The sequence below is a fragment of the Cytophagaceae bacterium genome (assembly GCA_016722655.1).
In the GTDB taxonomy this organism is placed as follows: domain Bacteria; phylum Bacteroidota; class Bacteroidia; order Cytophagales; family Spirosomataceae; genus Leadbetterella.
On the sequence record JADKIR010000005.1, the window covers coordinates 96499 to 114071 of the forward strand.

Consider the following 17573-nt stretch of genomic DNA (forward strand, 5'->3'; position numbering starts at 1 on the left):
AAGGGTAATAAAAAGAAACGTAGTTATTTTAAATTTCATATGGTGTAAAGTATTCTGTTCAAAGGTAAAAATGTTTTTTCTATGAAAAAAAACTCTAAATGCTTTATTTTGTAAAAAATACTTTAACAAAAATGATAAAAAGAAAACTTGCCGGGATTATTCCCGCTATTCTTCTATTTGTATGCCCGTTTTTAGGGTTTTCCCAAGATTTTAAAGTGGAAAAAATTAACCCTACCAATTGGTATGTTGGGATGAAAAATCCTAGTCTTCAAATTCTTTTTTATGGAAAAGATATCTCAAAATCAGTTGTAAGCTTAAAACCTTATCCGGGGGTAAAACTTAAGAAGGTTAACAAAGTGGAGAATTCAAACTACCTTTTTGTGGATTTGGAAATTTCTAAAACTACAAAAGCCGGAAATCTGAAATTTATGTTTGGAAAAACTGAAATAAGTTATCAGCTTTTAAATCGTAACGCCAAACCTCAACCTTTAGCTCAAAATGACTTTATTTATCTTTTGATGCCTGATAGGTTTTCCAATGCTGACGAATCAAACGATAAATTCTCTGATATGGCCGACCCCAATCATGACCGTAAAAATCCTTTTTATCGCCATGGGGGTGATCTGCAAGGTGTTACAAATCATTTGGATTATCTGAAAGATTTGGGTATCACGGCGATTTGGATGACTCCGGTGATCGAAAACAACCAATATTTGACCGATGAGGGTGGGGTCATGAGAAGTGCATATCATGGTTATGGATTTACCGACCATTATAATATTGATAAAAGGTTGGGCGGAAATGAAGCTTATAAAACTTTAGTCAATGAAGCCCATAAAAAAGGATTGAAAATAGTACACGATGCAGTTTATAATCATGTGGGTATCAATCATTGGATATTGAAAGATCTTCCTATGAAAGACTGGCTCAATCAATGGGATAAATACACCAATACTACTTATAAAGACCAGCCTACGTACGATGTTCATGCAGCCGAAATCGATAAAAAAGAGATGTTAAATGGATGGTTTACTTCATTTTTACCCGATCTAAATCAGAAAAATCCTTACGTTTCCAATTTCCTGATTCAACATGCCCTTTGGATTGTTGAATATTTTGGTATAGATGGCTGGCGAATTGATACTTATATGTACAATGACCAGGATTTTATGAATAAATGCAATAAAGCACTTAATGATGAAAATCCGCAAATGCATATTTTCGGTGAATCGGCTGTAAATAACCCAATTGCTCAGGCATATTATACAAAAAACAATCTGGTAGTTCCGATGAAGTCTAATCTGCCGGGAACGTTGGATTTTGTAGTGGAAGAGGCGATTTTCGAAGCTTTGAATCATGATTTTGGATGGAATGAAGGAGTAAGTAGGTTATATTCAGTGCTGGCACAGGATTTGGTTTATCAAAAACCTGAAAAAAATGTATTGTTTCTTGAAAATCATGACCATCACCGATTCTTTTCTGTCATCGGTGAAGACTATGAAAAGTATAAAATGGGTATTACCTGGCTATTAACGCTTCGTGGAATTCCGCAGTTTTATTACGGAACTGAGATTTTAATGAAAAATTTCAAGAATCCTTCGGATGCAGAGGTAAGACGTGACTTCCCTGGTGGGTGGAAAGGAGATTCTTTGAATAAATTTGAGGCGAAGGATAGAACTGCCGCAGAGAATCAGGCGTTTGACTTTGTGAAAAAATTGGCCAATTATCGTAAAAACTCTGAGGCAATTGCCAAAGGAAAATATACACAGTTTGTGCCAAGAGATGGAGTTTTTGTTTATTTCAGACATACTGAAAAGCAGGTTTTAATGGTTATTTCTAACACATCAAAGGAAAAGAAAACAATTGAAACTGACCGTTTTGCTGAAGTAATCAAAAACAAAAAAGCTGGAAATGACATTATTTCCGGAAAAGAATTTAATGATATTTCTAAAATAGAAATAGAAGCCAACCAAGTGTTGGTTTTGGAATTAAAGTAAATGTCACACTGAGCTTGTCGAAGTGAAATTAAGCAAATTATAAAACTTCGGGATGATCAATTTGATAAAATATTAAAAACATTTACCAAAGAAAAATGAAAATAAAAGCATTCCTGTTTGATCTGGATGGAGTGATAGTGGATACTGCTGTTTTCCATTACCAGGCCTGGAAAAAAATGGCAAATAGTCTTGGGTTTGACATTGATGAGGAATTCAATGAAACTTTGAAGGGAATCAGCCGAATGGATTCCTTAAACGCAATATTAAAACATGGGAATCTGGAGATTTCAGAAGAACAGAAACTGGAATTAGCCGCCAGAAAAAATGCAGACTACCTTGAACTGGTCAATACCATGACTCCGGCAAATATCTTACCGGGAGTTTCAAGCTTTCTTGCCGAAGCCAGAGAGATGGGTGTAAAAATCGCATTAGGATCTGCCTCAAAAAATTCAAATCTTATTCTGGAAAAAATCGGAGTAAAACCACTTTTTGATGCGATAATCGATGGCAACCAGGTTTCAAAGAGCAAACCTGATCCCGAAGTTTTCGTAAAAGGAGCTCAATCTTTAGGTTTTGAGAACGAAAGTTGTATTGTTTTTGAAGATGCCTTCGCAGGAGTTGAAGCAGCCAAAGCCGCAAATATGAAAGCTGTTGGAATCGGTAGTCCGAAAGTTTTATTTAATGCAGACATCGTTATAAGCAGTTTTGAAGGACATTCCGTGTCCGAATTTTTAAATTTGTAAATTCATTTATATAAATATTATTCCAATGAAAAACTATATTAAGCATGATGAATGGAAGATAATCGAGGAAGGATTTCATGCTGAATACAATGAAGTAACCGAAAGTCTCATGAGCCTTGGGAACGGTCGTATGGGCCAGAGGGGAAATTTTGAAGAGACATTTTCAGGTCATTCTTTACAGGGAAATTATGTTGCGGGAGTATGGTTTCCCGACAAAACACGGGTTGGCTGGTGGAAAAACGGGTATCCTGATTATTTCGCCAAAGTAATCAATGCGGCCAACTGGGTGGGTATTGAAGTGAAAATTGGTGAAATTGTAGTTGATCTGGCAAAATCCAAAATAGAACATTTCTATCGGGAATTGGACATGAAAACAGGGGTTTTAAGCCGTGATACTACCATTGAAACCGAGGATGGGAAAAGGATTAGGATTCAGTCTTCAAGGTTTTGTTCAATGGCTAACGATGAAGCCGGTGTAATTAAATATCAGGTTACTCCATTGAATTTTTCAGGAGAAATTACCTTCAAACCATTTATTGATGGTGATATTTCAAACAAAGATTCAAATCATGGAGAGAAGTTTTGGGAGGAAATCGACAAAGAGACCCATTTTGCAGAGGCATATCTTACCCTTCAAACCAAAAAATCACCCTGGGCTTCTGTTCCGCAGTTTCAGGTGTGCACCGGCATGAAATTTTCTGTTTTAAAAGATGATAAAGAAATAACATTCAGTTCTTTACCTATAAAGCTAGAAAAATATGTAGCTTGTGAAACGAAAATTTCCGCCACAGAAGGGGAGACAATTACCATTTTTAAATATGCGGTTAATCTGTCCTCTGAAAACCACCAGGTAGAGAAACTTGCGGTGAATTCAAAAACCTATCTTGAAAAAATTACGAAAATAGGATATGAAGATTTACTGGCTGCACATGTTGCATCGTGGGAAGAAAAATGGAACCGCAATGACATCATAATAAAAGGTGATGTTTCGGCTCAGCAAGGTATTCGTTTCAACATTTTCCATTTGCAACAAACCTATACCGGACAAGACGCCAGATTAAACATTGGTCCCAAAGGATTTACAGGAGAAAAATATGGCGGAGTGACTTATTGGGATACCGAGGCTTATTGTATTCCATTTTACTTGTCCGCAGCTGATTCATCGGTGGCTCGTAATCTTTTGGTTTATAGATATAATCATTTGCAAAAAGCCATTGAGAATGCCCAAAAGTTGGGTTTCAAAGATGGAGCCGCTCTGTATCCGATGGTAACTATGAACGGAGAGGAGTGTCACAATGAATGGGAGATTACTTTCGAAGAAATCCATAGAAATGGGGCCATTGCCTATGCCATTTATGACTATATTAATTATACAGGTGATGAGAAATATCTGAACGAATATGGACTGGAGGTACTAATTGGCATTTCTAGATTCTGGTCGCAACGTATCACCTGGTCAGAAAATCTGAAAAAATATGTGATGCTGGGTGTTACCGGACCCAATGAATATGAAAACAACGTAAACAACAACTGGTACACCAATTACCTGGCGGTTTGGACTTTGAAATACACGCTGGAATCTTTGCAAAAAGTAAAAGCAGAACTTACTGACTTTGACAGGATTGCAAACAAAATATCTTTTTCAGAAGAAACAGAAACCTCAAGGTGGTCGCATATTATCGAAAATATGCATTTTCCGTATGATGAATCTAAAGAAGTCTATTTACAACAGGATGGATTTTTGGATAAAGAGTTATTGACAGTAGATCAAATCACTGAACACCGGCCAATCAACCAAAAATGGTCCTGGGACCGTATTTTGAGGTCGTGTTTCATCAAGCAGGCTGACGTTTTGCAAGGTTTATATTTCTTTGAAGACGATTTTGATCTGGATACACATCGTCGAAATTTTGATTTCTATGAGCCTATGACCGTGCATGAATCATCCCTTTCGCCTTGTGTACATACCATTTTGGCCACAAAACTCGACAAAATGGACAAAGCCAATGAAATGTACCTGAGAACTTCCAGATTAGATATTGACGATTATAATAATGATACCGAAGACGGCCTTCATATCACTTCTATGGCAGGAACATGGATGTCGGTAGTGAAAGGTTTTGGCGGAATGAGAGTAAAAAATGGTGAAATTTTCCTTGATCCAAAATTGCCACAACAATGGGAAGGTCTCTCATTCAGAGTTGGAATTCAGAAAAATTTACTCGAAATCAAAATAAGCCAGTCTGAAATCGAAATTGTTAATCTCACCGGGCCTGATTTCTTATTGAATCTAAAAGGAGAGGAAGTAGTTTCTATTTCGGGCAATACACTTAAAAAACCTCTTTGATTTTAATAATTGAAGTGCTTTTGGTTGCTGATCAATGTTTCGGCGGTCCAAAGCACTTCTTTTTCAAAGTTTTGCGTTCTTTTATCACAATTTTTCACCCTGCAATAATGACAGCAATCAGGTAAACAGGGATCAGAATGAATAAAAAGTTCAACATCATTTACTGTATTTTTTCGCAAAATTTTCTCAAAACCACTCACTTCTTCATGGGCATCTTGCAGGGATAAATAATATGGAAGCGTCAAATGACAATCTATATGTAAGTCAGCTCCATATTTTTTCACCCTAAAATTGTGAATATCAATCCATTCATCCTTTCTGTTTTTCTTTAGGATTTCGATTATTTTTTTCAAAACATCATAGTCAGTTTCATCCATTAATCCCGAAACAGATTTTCTGAAAATCATCACACCATTGTAGATAATATAGAAAGCCATGATGATAGCCAGTATTGGGTCAATAATTTTATAGCCGGTAAATTTCACTGCAAAAAGTCCAATTAATAACACTATGCTACTTACTGTATCGACCAGAAGATGGTGGCCATCAGCTTCTAAAACAATACTATGGAGCTTTTTGCCGTAGTTTATAAGTAAATATCCAACTATTCCATTGATTATAATCACAAAAAAAGTAATTCCCAAACCTGAACTGAGGTTATCAATCCCCACATTGCCTAGTCTAAGGGCATTTATTGCCGGCACCAAAGTCAAAACTCCGGCCATAATTATCAGAAAACCTTCAAGTCCCGATGAAAAAAATTCCACTTTCCCATGCCCGTAAGGGTGATTTTCATCACGGGGAAGTTCACTTAGGTGCAATGAGTATAATGCAAATGAGGCGGCGACAATATTTACAATTGATTCAGCAGCATCGGTAAGAATGGCGTTGGATTTGGTTATTAAATATGCCGAAAACTTCATCGCCATCACAATAAAAGAAACTGTGAGCGAAATAATGATGGCGTTTTTTTTATTCGAAAAAAGTCTTTCGAGCATTTGGATTGAAAAATTTTCCGAAACTACTGCTTTTGACTTAATTTTGAACCATGGAAAGCCAAAAAAACACGTGGAAAAAACTCTCAACTCAAGTGGTCTATGAAAATCCATGGATAGAAGTTGAGCATCATGAAGTACTAAATCCCTCCGGAGGTAACGGAATTTACGGGCAAGTAAATTTTAAAAATATTGCTATCGGAATCATTCCTGTTGATAATGAACTAAATACCTGGTTGGTTGGGCAATTTAGATTTCCTATAGAGGAATATTCTTGGGAAATACCGGAGGGTGGTTGTCCTTTGGGGGAAGACATTCTGGAGGCTGCAAAACGTGAACTGAAAGAAGAAACCGGTTTTTCGGCCGAAAAATATACTATGATTGCCAAAATACATACCTCCAATTCGGTTTGCAGAGAGGTTGGCTATATATTTTTGGCTGAAAATCTTACACAAGGCGATTCCGAGCCTGAAGAGACCGAAGATTTACAAATCAAAAAGATATCCTTAAAAGAGGCTTTTGACCTGGTTATGAATAATCAAATAACCGACTCGCTTTCGGTGGCCGGAATCATGAAAGTGGCAATCTTAAAAGGTCTGGTTTAAATATCCCATTCCGAAATTTTTTCAAGAGCTTTGTAGTCTGTTAAATCATATTTGCAGGGAACAATACTCACGTAATTGTTCTCAATTGCCCAGATATCATTGTCCCGGGCTTCAGATTCCCGATTTACATAGTAACCACCCATCCAATAATAAGGGCGTCCATGAGGGTCTTTTCGGGCATCAAATTCCTCATGCCAGTAGCCATTGGTCTGGCGACAAAATTTGATTCCTTTTATATTTTCATCCTGTTTTTTTGGAATATTTACATTCAAAGCCGTGCCTTCGGGCATTCCATTTTCCAGAACATAGGCGGCAATTTTAGTTAAGAAAGGTCTTGTATGCTCAAAATCAGCATCATAATGGAAATCATCTAATGAAAACCCAATAGAAGGAATTCCTTCAATAGCACCTTCTATGGCTGCCGACATGGTACCGGAGTAAATGACAGAAATCGAAGAATTGGATCCATGGTTGATTCCACTTACCACCAAATCAATTTTTCGGCCATTTAAAAATTCATGTTTAGCAAGTTTTACACAGTCTGCGGGTGTTCCTGAGCATTCAAATGAAGCAATTTCGCCAAAAATGGGCGACTTTTTAATATGTAAAGTGGTATCGACCGTGATGGCATGCCCCATACCGGAATTCGGACTATCGGGTGCAAGAACAAAAACTTCGCCTAGTTTTGACATTTCTTCAATCAGCACTTTTATACCTTTTGAGGTAATTCCATCATCGTTTGTAACCAAAATAAGTGGTTTCTTCATTTTCCTATTTTCTCTGAATATTTCTCCAAATTTACTAATCATTGTTCATTTCCTTCGGAAAATTTTCAGCGATTACTTATTTTTACGAATTAATTTTATCGAGAGAATCTTTTACAATGCACATTGCAATCACAGGAAATATAGGGGCAGGTAAAACCACACTTGCCGAAATGCTGGCAAAACATTACGGTTGGGAGGTATTTTATGAGGCCGTAGATGGAAACCCATATCTGGCTCCTTTTTATGGCGATATGAAAAAATGGTCCTTCCATTTGCAGGTTTATTTTTTAAATAGTCGCTTCGAACAGGTTCTTAAAATTATTAACCAGGATGAAAGGACTATAATTCAAGACCGTACAATTTATGAAGATGCTTACATTTTTGCCCAAAATCTTTATGACAACGGGAGCATGAATGAGACTGATTTTCAGACTTATAGAGGACTTTTCAATACTATCATGAAGGCAATCTCTCCACCGGACCTTATGATTTATCTAAAAGCTGACATTCCCAAGCTTTTGAGTCAGATTAAAAAGAGGAATCGTGATTACGAACAAAACATGGATCCTGAATATCTGAAAAGTCTGAACGCTTTATATGAGAATTTTAAACACCAGTATGACCATGGGAAATTTATTGAAATTGATGTAAATCACATGGATTTTGTTGACAAGCCTGAAGATTTTAAATTAATCACCGATAAGCTTGAAAAAACTATAAATATTGGTACCCAGCTTAAGATTTAACTTTATTTAAAATATCTTCTAAATGATATTCCAATCTAAATTCTTATTTTTGGCAAAAAATTAACATTTCGCTCCTAATTTTTATTTTAATAAACTGAATATAATCATTTTATGAATTTCAAAAATCTAAACAATATTGGTGGCTGGCTTGTATTTGCAGTTTCGCTGGTCACTTATACACTTACGGTTGAGCCTACTGCCAGTTTCTGGGACTGCGGTGAATTTATCGCGTGTTCTTACAAATTGCAGGTGCCTCACCCAGCAGGTGCACCATTTTTCCTTCTTTTAGGCCGCATTGCTTCAATGTTTGCCGGAGCTGATGTCACCAAAGTTGCTTTTATGGTTAACATGGTTTCAGTTTTGGCCAGTGCATTTACTATTTTGTTTATGTTTTGGACCATCACTTTATTAGGCAGGAAGATTGTTGGACAAACTGCCGAAACCATCAATTCTGAAAACTCAATCAAAGTATTGGGTGCGGCATTAGTGGGTTCTTTGGTTTACACTTTTTCTGAATCTTTTTGGTTTTCAGCTGTCGAAGCCGAAGTTTATGGCTTATCATCATTTTTTACTGCAATTGTAGTTTGGGCCGCTTTTCGCTGGGAATTAATCGAAGACCCTGCCAAACAAAACAAATGGTTGGTTTTTGTAGCTTATCTGGTTGGTTTATCTATTGGTGTTCACTTACTTAATCTTGTGACACTTCCGGCATTGGCTATTCTTTATTATTTCAAAAAGACTAAGAAAATTGAGATCAAAGGAGCATTTATGGCTTTTTTGGGTGGCTTGATAATTCTAGCTGTAATTATGGTCGGGCTTATTACCGGCCTTCCTACATTGAGTTTTTCATTTGATAAAATCTTCGTAAATACCTTCGGACTTCCTTTTGCTTCGGGTATGATCTTTTTTATCCTGTTATTGATCGGAGGTTTGGCTTATGGAATTTATTATAGTCAAAAACATGGAAAAGCAACGCTTAACACGATACTTCTGGCATTTTCATTCGTTTTGATAGGTTATTCAACATATACGATTGCTTTGATCAGATCAAATTATAATCCACCTATCAACGAGAACAATCCAAGCGATGTATTAAACTTTACATACTATCTCAAAAGAGAGCAATATGGTTCCAGACCATTGTTGTATGGACCGATTTATACCGCTCAACTCCAGGCTATTGAAAGAGGAGAGGCCAATTACAAAGTTGGTAAAGATAAATATGAAGCCTATGACTACTCGCCCGAATATGTGTGGGATCCAAATGGAAAAATGTTGTTACCGAGAGTTTGGTCTCAGGATCCAAATCATGTAAGTCTCTACAGAAGTAAGCTCAATTTGTCTGAAGGACAGCGTCCAAGTTTGTTCAAAATTTGGAATTTATGTTTACCCATCAGTTTGGGCACATGTATTGGCGATATTTTATCTGGAATTTCTGGGGTCGTGCCTCTGATATCTCAGATGCTGCAGCTACAAACATTTTCGAGAGCAATAAGGATTTACCTTCATTATATGCTCAGAATAAAGGCAGAACAAACTATTTTGGGCTTCCACTAATCCTGGGGATCCTTGGATTTTTGTATATGTATTTCAAAAGAGATAAGGATGCAATTGTAATGTTTCTTCTATTTTTCTTTACGGGTCTTGGATTGGTAGTTTATCTTAATTCACCACCGGTTGAGCCTCGTGAGCGTGATTATATATATGTTGGTTCATTCTATTTCTTTGCCATTTGGATTGGAATAGGTGTAATGGCCATAGCTGATTATGTTTTGAAATTTATCAAAAATGGTGTGGCAAAAGCCGGGGTTGCAACTGCAATAGCCTTGTTTGTGCCTGTTTTAATGGCTAAACAAGCCTGGGCTGGTCATGATCGCTCAGATAGATATCATCAGGTTGATTTTGCAAGAAACCTGTTGAATAGTTGTGAAAAAAACGCCGTATTATTTACTGGGGGTGACAACGATACTTTCCCGCTCTGGTACGTACAGGAAGTGGAAGGAGTTAGAACCGACGTAAGAGTTTGTAATCTGAGCCTTTTGGGTACCGACTGGTATATTGAGCAAATGAAACGTAAAACTTACGAATCAGAAGCATTACCGATATCTTTGGAAACGGACAATTACTATAAAGGTATCAATGACCAGATACCATTTGTAGAAAACTCAAATCCACAGATTCAAGCCGGTATTAATCTGAAAGAGTTTTTGAAATTAGTTAAAGCCAACGATCCTGCAATTCAGATGCAGGTAAGTTCCGGTGATTTGATTAACGTTTTACCTTCTCCTAATTTCTATCTTGATATGAATGCAGAAGAGGTAGCTCGAATGAGTTTCGTGCCTGAAAATTACAAATCTTTGGTTCGTGACCGAATGGAGTGGAATTTTGGTAAAAGAGACATCCTTAAAAATGACCTCGTTGTTTTGGATATTATCGCTCAGAACAATTGGAAGCGTCCGATTTATTTTTCAGGGACGCTTGCCCCAAATTCTTATTTGAATCTCAAAGAATTCTGCCAATTGGAAGGTTACGCCTATCGATTGATGCCTTTCAAGGTTAATGGTGCAAAAGATGGATTTGTCAATCCTCAGGTAATGGAGAAAAACATCAACCGTATGCAGTGGAGAAATCTTAATAATGACAAAGTGTATTATGATTCGGAAACTTACCTGAAAGTGCCAATTGTAACTGCCCGTTTTGCATTTTTAAGATTGGTAGATCAATTGGTGAGAGAAGGTAAAAAAGCGGAAGCCGAAAAATATCTCGACAAATCTTTGGAAATAATGCCTGATAAAACCATTCCATACGACCAATTGGTGGGTAATTATCCAATATTCTATTATGAAATAGGAAAAGTGGAAAAAGCTCGTAAAATAGCTGACATTATGGTTAACCGTGCCGATGAGGAGCTCAAATATTTTATTGAGAAGAATCGTTCCTCAAATGACCGTCAATGGGGTAATGGAAATATTCAGCAGATTATTCAAAGTGATATGCGTACCATTCAAATGCTCTATAGTGCTGCAGAACAGTATGATAAGCCTCAGGCAGAAAAGTATAAAAAGATTTATGAGTCACATTTAGTCAAGATTCAATAGACTTTTTTAAATCAAATATTAGCCCCGAAGAACTATTCTCCGGGGCTTTTTGTTATTTTTGCAATCATGTTGCAAAAAGCTTACATACTTCTAAAATTTATTTTAGTTTTTACTTTATTTTATCAAGACATTTCGGCTCAAAAACTTGATTGTGAATGTTTTGTGGTTGGGAAAATTAAGGACGCCCAAACCGGTGAACCTGTTAGTGGTGCTTTGGTTGAAATTAAAAGTTTAAGAAAAGCAGTATTTGCCGACAACCTGGGTGAATACCGGATCGATAATATCTGCGAAGGACGTTATTTAATTTCAGTAAAAATTTTGGGTTTTGAAGAAAAGACCCAATGGGTTGACCTGAAACACGAATTTCACTGGGAAGTAGCCCTTGAGGAATCTGAAATCCATCTCGATCAAGTGAATATTGTTGCCCGGAAAGTTGAAACAATCAATTCAAATCTTAAGAGCATTTCGGAAGAAATTATCAAACAAAAATCGGGGAATCTACTTGGAGAAATATTGAAAGAATTGCCTGGCGTAAATACCATGAGTACGGGCAGTAATATTGTAAAACCAGTGATTCATGGACTACATTCTAATCGAATAATGACCATAAATAATGGAATAAAACATGAAGGCCAGCAATGGGGTAATGAACATGCACCCGAAATAGATCCATTTTTAGCCAAAAAAATAACAGTGATTAAAGGTGCTTCGAGTGTTAGATATGGACCCGAAGCAATAGGAGGAGTAATATTGGTAGAACCTGCTGAAATGGTTCACCGGGAAAAACTTTTAACTGAAATTAACCAGTTTTCAATGTCAAATGGTTGGCAGAATGGTATATCACTGATAACCGAAGGAAGTTTACACAAAATAAAAGATTTAAACTGGAGAGTTCAGGTTTCTACAAAAAAAGGTGGAAATATTTCAACTCCTCAGTACTCTTTGGCAAATACCGGGTCACAGGAATTTAACTTTTCGCTGGCAGGAAAATATTCTTTTAGAAAAATTGATAATGAACTGTTTTTCAGTCAGTTTAATACTAAAATCGCTATTTTTTCAGGAGCACACATTGGAAATCTTACTGACCTTTCTTCTGCAATAAACCGGGCAAGGCCTTTGGAGATTTATACACCGGAAACATTTACCTATAAACTTGATCGCCCTTTTCAGGATATTCAGCACAATTTGTTAAAAATCAAATCTGCAATAAGCCTGAAAAATAACCAAAACGTTTCATTTACATTTGGAAATCAATATAATTTCAGATCAGAAGTTGATGCCCTTAGGGGTGATAAATCTACTGCTCAGATATTTAAAATTACGACTCAATCTTTAGAAACAATTTTTCAACATAAACCAATATTTAAAAAACTAAATGGGAATCTGGGCTTAAATACGTCAATTCAAAAGAATATCACCACCGGAACTCTTAAAAATCCGCTCAAGTCCAATGTCCTCATTCCTAATTTTTTATCTAAAAACATTGGACTTTTTTTGACAGAAAGATTTGTGAAATCTCGATTTGAATGGGAGGGAGGAATTAGATTGGATACCCGGATAATGGACGTTTTTTATTTAAAAAGAGGCGAAAATGAGATTACTGCAGAGAATTTTTTTAATTATAGATTTTCTGCTTCTTCAAGTATGAATAAAATTATTAGCCCGAACTTTAAATTTGGATACAATATTGGAACTGCCTGGAAACCCCCGGTTGTCAGTGAACTGTTCTCAGATGGTGTGCATCATGGGGCGGCTTCTTACGAAGTGGGCGACAGAAATCTCACATCTGAAAAGTCAGTTGATAACGCCCTTACAATTGAATTTGAAGCCGGTTATTATCATTTTGAATCACAGTTTTATGTCAATTTTATACAAGATTACATATTTATGGCTCCAACCGGAAACGGAGTGTTGACAATCAGAGGTGCTTTTCCGGAATTTAAATATACTCAGACCGATGCTCTGTTTAAAGGTTTTGATTTAAGTAACAGACTAAATTTTACAAAAAATATAGTTTTCGAAAACCATTTGTCATTTCTAAGGGCCGATGATTTGGAAAGAAGGCAACCTTTGATATTTATTCCAGCCAATCGTTCTGTAAGTAGTATTTCAATTGAGCTACCTCTTAAACTGTTAGAAAAAATCAAAATCAGCCATCAGTTTGTGGCAAAACAAAAACGAGTACCTACGAAATCTGTTTTTGAAAATGAGGAAAATTCTGAATTTCAATTAATTGGCGGTGATTATTCAGCCAGCCCACCTTCTTACAATCTGATAGATCTTTACCTTTCCAAGTCTTATTTATTTAAAAATAAATCGAAAATCAACTGTGGACTGGAAATAAAAAATCTTACCAATACCGTTTACAGAGATTATTTAAACCGGTTTAGATATTTCACTTCTGATCAGGGAATTAATTTTATTTTAAGAATGAACTTGACATTTTGAATTAATTTTATACATTTGCAACATTGTTGCATATAATTAATATTTAAATGAAAAAGAGTTTATTATTATTAGGAATTTTCTCGGGATTGTTTTTTTCCTGTAAAGATGAGGTTGAACTGGAAAATGAAAATGAATTGATTACCACGATAAAACTGGAATTTGTCAATGGTACAGATACAAAAACATTTCAGTTTAAAGACCCTGATGGTGATGGTGGACAAGCTCCGGTTATTAATGACATTGCCTTGAAAGCCAACACGGAATATCAGCTTTCTGTATCTTTTCTTGACGAAAGCAAAAATCCGGTGGAAGACTTGACCGAGGAAGTTGCGGCAGAGAGTGACGAGCATTTAGTTGTTTTTACTCCAAATCCTTCTTCTCTTGGTACTTATACATATTCTGATAAAGATGTAAATGGTTTCCCAATAGGATTAAGTGGAAAATTTAAAACCAATCAGGCAGGAACAGGTACACTAAAAGTACAACTAAGGCATCAGCCCCCAATTAACAATAAATCCGTAAAAAACGGAACTGTTACCCCTGGAAGTGATGATGCAAATGTTGACTTTAAAGTAACAGTTAATTAATATTTGATTTTTAAAAAACTTTTAAATTTTCACAGAAAAGGCATAATTAGCTTATTTTTGTGAAAATTTTTTTTATGCGGTTTTTAGTTCGCAATTTTATAAAGTATAGGGATATGTTTGCTGTGGTAATGTTTATTACCGGGCTTCCCCTAATCTATTATTTACGAGATGGAGTTGGACTTGCTCAAAATAGTTCGGCATTTACCGCCGCTATGGCTATTGGTCCATTTGGAATAACTTTACTTTTTAAAAATTTCAAGCGATTTGAAGTACCAAATAAAGTTGCATTTAGTTTGGTACTTGTTTTCATTATTGTCTGTTTCCTTTATTTTATACTTCGAGACAGATATTCACCTGTTAATGGAAATTTCGAGTTAATAACATTTGCAGTAATAGGGCTAGTTTTGATTTCGTCGCTTTTCATGACCAAAGAATCGATAAATAATGGTTTTCTACCACTTGCTATTATTTTATCACTAATTGGTGCCGCCCTTTTGATTTATGCCGTTTCGAATGACCCATTATTTGTCATAGGTAAACGTGCATCAATTAGATTTGGAGACAACGATGATCAAGGTAATCCTCATGTATATGGTAAAGGTGCTTTTTTCGGTATAATTTTGATTTTTTTAGCAATTAAGTATCTGAAAAAAATTAGTATTAGGATTTTACCCTTAATAGCATTTTTTGTTTTTTTCCTAATGGTCCTATTAATGACTCAAACTATGGGGCCAATTATATCGACAATTATATTTTTTGGATTATTTTTTACATTTAATTTCACAATCAAAAAAGTTTCAAAATTAGTAGTCTCATTATTGTTAAAATGGTATGTGGCCTTAGTAATTATAATTTTTATAGGATTTGGTATTAAAACATACAGCCAAAACCAAGATATTTTCAAATTGGTTGTTAATCAAATAGAAAACAGATTTGAAAAAATATTTATAAGTTTAACTACCAATGACAAAAAGACTCATATTAAATCACACAAAGTTGATGCCTCTGCAAGTGGAAGAATGATTTTAATAAGTCAAGTATTTGATACAATCGAGGAAAACTTCAATGAGGGTAAGTTGAGATATATATTTTTTGGAAATGGCTATAAACACACCTACGTAGATGTTCCACATCTTGAAGTCTTTGACTCATTCGGGTTATTCGTTTTTCTATTTTACACTCTGCTATATTTTTATATGATAAAAATTTCAATAGCAGAAATGAGAAATCCGCAATCAATTGCCTCCGAATTTATCGCTTATGGATTTATTTATTATATGGTACTTAACTTTACCGGAGGGCTAATAATTGAATATTCAAGAATTAGCTATTATCTTCTGGTTGTCAGGTTTGTATATCCTGGAGCAAATCAATTTGTAAAGGCGAAAATTCAGGAATTAAGTCAAAATTCCTGAAGATCTTCAGGAATTTTCATTAGTTCATTTTAAGTTTTTTGCTTGGCCAATGACTATGCAGTAAATACTTTTTTAAAACCATCCATCATATTGGAAGCAACTTTTTCTGGAGAAAAATTTTGTATTATTTGTTTAGATTTTAATCCAAATTGCCCAATAATCTCAGGTTTTACCACGAATTCATTCATTTTTGAAGCCATTTCTTTTACGTCAAAGGGATCAAATGTATAGCCATTTTCATTTTCGATCACTAAGTCCGCTGCAGAGCCACACCTCTCAGAGACTAAAACAGGCATTCCGCAAGCCATGGCTTCATTTACTACAAGTCCCCATGGTTCTGAAAAGCTTGGTAAGATAAATACGTCAGCCAAAGCCATAAATTCCGGTATTTCAAACCACTGTTTTCCATCAATAAAACAGACACCCTCCAATTGGTTATCTGAAATGTATTTCTTTAATTTGTCTTCCTCTGATCCGTTTCCTAGGATTAACAGACCCCAATCGTGAGAATTAATTTCATTGTATGCTGCCAGAAGATTATCGATGTTTTTAAATTTGATTAAGCGGCCAACAAAAATAAAGTTAAATTTTCTGAGACCCAATTCCTTCTTTTTTTCTTGACAGTATTTTTTTGCCTCTTTAAAAATGGACTCAAGTTTCTGGTTATCAACTGAATTGTTTTTTAGTAAAACTTTTTCCGGGTTCACACCAAGTTTAAACATGTATTCTGCCGATTTACTTCCATAGCAAAAAAGACCGTCTCCTAATTTAACTACCAGGCTTTTGATTTTTTCTTTCCATCCTATGTTAGGGTTGTCACTTTCTGTGGAATCAACCGAAATAATAACTTTAATACCCACGATTTTACAATAGAGCAGAACCAAATTCATGGCAGGTTCGTAATATCCTGAAATGTTGACTACATCGGGTTTAAACATCCTAACCCAGTAAAGCATGGCTTTAAAACGTCTGAAATTGGATATATTTTCGTAATATTCATCGTAAAGTAACTTATAATTGTATTGATGAATACTTTCGTCGGCTTTACCTAATTTGGCCCTTGTAAGCTCATTACTGGAAGTTTGCAAAACCAATAATTCGTCGTTATTTTCATTCACAATAGTCTGTAACTCGCTGTAAATCTTAGCTTTATAGTGAGCCCAAAGCCATTGATGAATTATTAATATTTTCATTCTTAAATTTTAAGTCTTGGAATCTCAAAATTAGTGAAATATCCAAAAGCTAACTTATAATTTGAGATTAAAATATTTTGTTTAACCAATAAAGTAAATACATTTTAAGAAAGACACTTTTTCTGAAAAAGTTTGAAATCAATGGCAATTGAAGCTATTTAGATTTTTATGAAATTTATTACTAAAGTTTTTTCAAAAAAATAGTAATAGAACCTTAAAATATTAGCCCATTCTTTGTTTTTCAATTATTTATATCTAATTTTGCACTCCAAATTTTTTATAATAACTAAAATATATTGTAATGTACGCAATCGTTGAGATAGCAGGCCAGCAATTTAAAGTTGAAAAGGGTCGTTACATTTATACCCACCGTTTGGCGGGTGAAACGAACGCTGAGCTTGTTTTTGACAAGGTACTCCTTGTTGATAATGACGGTGCGGTATCTGTGGGTACCCCAACCGTAAGTGGTGCTTCTGTGAAAGGCACAATTCTTGAACATCTTAAAGGCGAGAAAGTTATCGTTTTTAAGAAAAAAAGACGTAAAAGTTACCAAAAGCAAAATGGACATCGTCAGTTTCTGACTAAAGTTCAGATTGACGAGATTGTAGCTGCTTAATTTTTTCAGAATCTTA

The 17573-nt window shown here is 35.4% G+C and carries 12 protein-coding genes and 1 pseudogene; 10 read left to right on the top strand and 3 right to left on the bottom strand.

Annotated features, from left to right (window positions below; genetic code table 11):
• The first annotated feature begins 131 nt into the window (after window positions 1-131).
• The 3 genes from IPP61_16195 (at window position 132) to IPP61_16205 (ending at window position 5087) form a co-directional block, all read left to right on the top strand.
• Window positions 132-1997, top strand: coding sequence for a glycoside hydrolase family 13 protein (locus IPP61_16195; protein ID MBL0326692.1), 1866 nt, complete (start codon window positions 132-134; stop codon window positions 1995-1997).
• Between the two features lie 95 nt (window positions 1998-2092).
• The gene (gene pgmB / locus IPP61_16200; GenBank protein MBL0326693.1) at window positions 2093-2740 is read left to right on the top strand and encodes a beta-phosphoglucomutase; all 648 of its coding nucleotides are present in this window, start codon (window positions 2093-2095) and stop codon (window positions 2738-2740) included.
• Between the two features lie 25 nt (window positions 2741-2765).
• Window positions 2766-5087: a glycoside hydrolase family 65 protein gene (locus IPP61_16205; protein MBL0326694.1), complete on the top strand. Its 2322-nt coding sequence runs from the start codon at window positions 2766-2768 to the stop codon at window positions 5085-5087.
• A 2-nt stretch (window positions 5088-5089) separates the two neighbouring features.
• Here IPP61_16205 and IPP61_16210 read toward each other — a convergent pair whose 3' ends face one another.
• Window positions 5090-6085, bottom strand: coding sequence for a cation transporter (locus IPP61_16210; GenBank protein ID MBL0326695.1), 996 nt, complete (start codon window positions 6083-6085; stop codon window positions 5090-5092).
• Between the two features lie 50 nt (window positions 6086-6135).
• Here IPP61_16210 and IPP61_16215 point away from each other — a divergent pair, with 50 nt between their 5' ends.
• Complete coding sequence (locus IPP61_16215) at window positions 6136-6687, top strand: NUDIX hydrolase (GenBank protein ID MBL0326696.1); 552 nt, start codon at window positions 6136-6138, stop codon at window positions 6685-6687.
• Here the strand turns inward: IPP61_16215 and surE are convergent.
• Window positions 6684-7454, bottom strand: coding sequence for a 5'/3'-nucleotidase SurE (gene surE, locus IPP61_16220; GenBank protein MBL0326697.1), 771 nt, complete (start codon window positions 7452-7454; stop codon window positions 6684-6686). The genes IPP61_16215 and surE overlap by 4 nt on opposite strands.
• Before the next feature lie 116 nt (window positions 7455-7570).
• Here surE and IPP61_16225 point away from each other — a divergent pair, with 116 nt between their 5' ends.
• From IPP61_16225 to IPP61_16245, 5 genes and pseudogenes are all read left to right on the top strand, one after another.
• A complete protein-coding gene (locus IPP61_16225) occupies window positions 7571-8200 on the top strand; it encodes a deoxynucleoside kinase (GenBank protein MBL0326698.1) in 630 nt (209 codons plus the stop codon).
• 111 nt (window positions 8201-8311) lie between these two features.
• A pseudogene (locus IPP61_16230) lies at window positions 8312-11298 on the top strand (DUF2723 domain-containing protein).
• Window positions 11299-11364: 66 nt separating this feature from the next.
• A complete protein-coding gene (locus tag IPP61_16235; GenBank protein MBL0326699.1) occupies window positions 11365-13746 on the top strand; it encodes a TonB-dependent receptor in 2382 nt (793 codons plus the stop codon).
• Window positions 13747-13793: 47 nt separating this feature from the next.
• Window positions 13794-14333 carry a hypothetical protein gene (locus IPP61_16240; protein MBL0326700.1) on the top strand — a complete coding sequence of 180 codons (540 nt, stop codon included), beginning with the start codon at window positions 13794-13796 and terminating at the stop codon, window positions 14331-14333.
• 422 nt (window positions 14334-14755) lie between these two features.
• On the top strand, window positions 14756-15748 hold the full coding sequence (locus tag IPP61_16245) for a hypothetical protein (GenBank protein MBL0326701.1): 993 nt from the start codon (window positions 14756-14758) through the stop codon (window positions 15746-15748).
• 53 nt (window positions 15749-15801) lie between these two features.
• Here the strand turns inward: IPP61_16245 and IPP61_16250 are convergent, their stop codons facing one another.
• On the bottom strand, window positions 15802-16941 hold the full coding sequence (locus tag IPP61_16250; protein MBL0326702.1) for a glycosyltransferase family 4 protein: 1140 nt from the start codon (window positions 16939-16941) through the stop codon (window positions 15802-15804).
• Window positions 16942-17242: 301 nt separating this feature from the next.
• On the opposite strand from IPP61_16250, the gene rplU reads away from it, so the two are divergent.
• Complete coding sequence (gene rplU, locus IPP61_16255) at window positions 17243-17557, top strand: 50S ribosomal protein L21 (GenBank protein ID MBL0326703.1); 315 nt, start codon at window positions 17243-17245, stop codon at window positions 17555-17557.
• Window positions 17558-17573: the final 16 nt, after the last annotated feature.

Coding starts and splice junctions, on each gene's coding strand:
- IPP61_16195 (MBL0326692.1), top strand. CDS start 132: ATGATAAAAAGAAAACTTGCCGGGATTATTCCCGCTATTCTTCTATTT.
- pgmB (MBL0326693.1), top strand. CDS start 2,093: ATGAAAATAAAAGCATTCCTGTTTGATCTGGATGGAGTGATAGTGGAT.
- IPP61_16205 (MBL0326694.1), top strand. CDS start 2,766: ATGAAAAACTATATTAAGCATGATGAATGGAAGATAATCGAGGAAGGA.
- IPP61_16210 (MBL0326695.1), bottom strand. CDS start 6,085: ATGCTCGAAAGACTTTTTTCGAATAAAAAAAACGCCATCATTATTTCG.
- IPP61_16215 (MBL0326696.1), top strand. CDS start 6,136: ATGGAAAGCCAAAAAAACACGTGGAAAAAACTCTCAACTCAAGTGGTC.
- surE (MBL0326697.1), bottom strand. CDS start 7,454: ATGAAGAAACCACTTATTTTGGTTACAAACGATGATGGAATTACCTCA.
- IPP61_16225 (MBL0326698.1), top strand. CDS start 7,571: ATGCACATTGCAATCACAGGAAATATAGGGGCAGGTAAAACCACACTT.
- IPP61_16235 (MBL0326699.1), top strand. CDS start 11,365: ATGTTGCAAAAAGCTTACATACTTCTAAAATTTATTTTAGTTTTTACT.
- IPP61_16240 (MBL0326700.1), top strand. CDS start 13,794: ATGAAAAAGAGTTTATTATTATTAGGAATTTTCTCGGGATTGTTTTTT.
- IPP61_16245 (MBL0326701.1), top strand. CDS start 14,756: ATGACCAAAGAATCGATAAATAATGGTTTTCTACCACTTGCTATTATT.
- IPP61_16250 (MBL0326702.1), bottom strand. CDS start 16,941: ATGAAAATATTAATAATTCATCAATGGCTTTGGGCTCACTATAAAGCT.
- rplU (MBL0326703.1), top strand. CDS start 17,243: ATGTACGCAATCGTTGAGATAGCAGGCCAGCAATTTAAAGTTGAAAAG.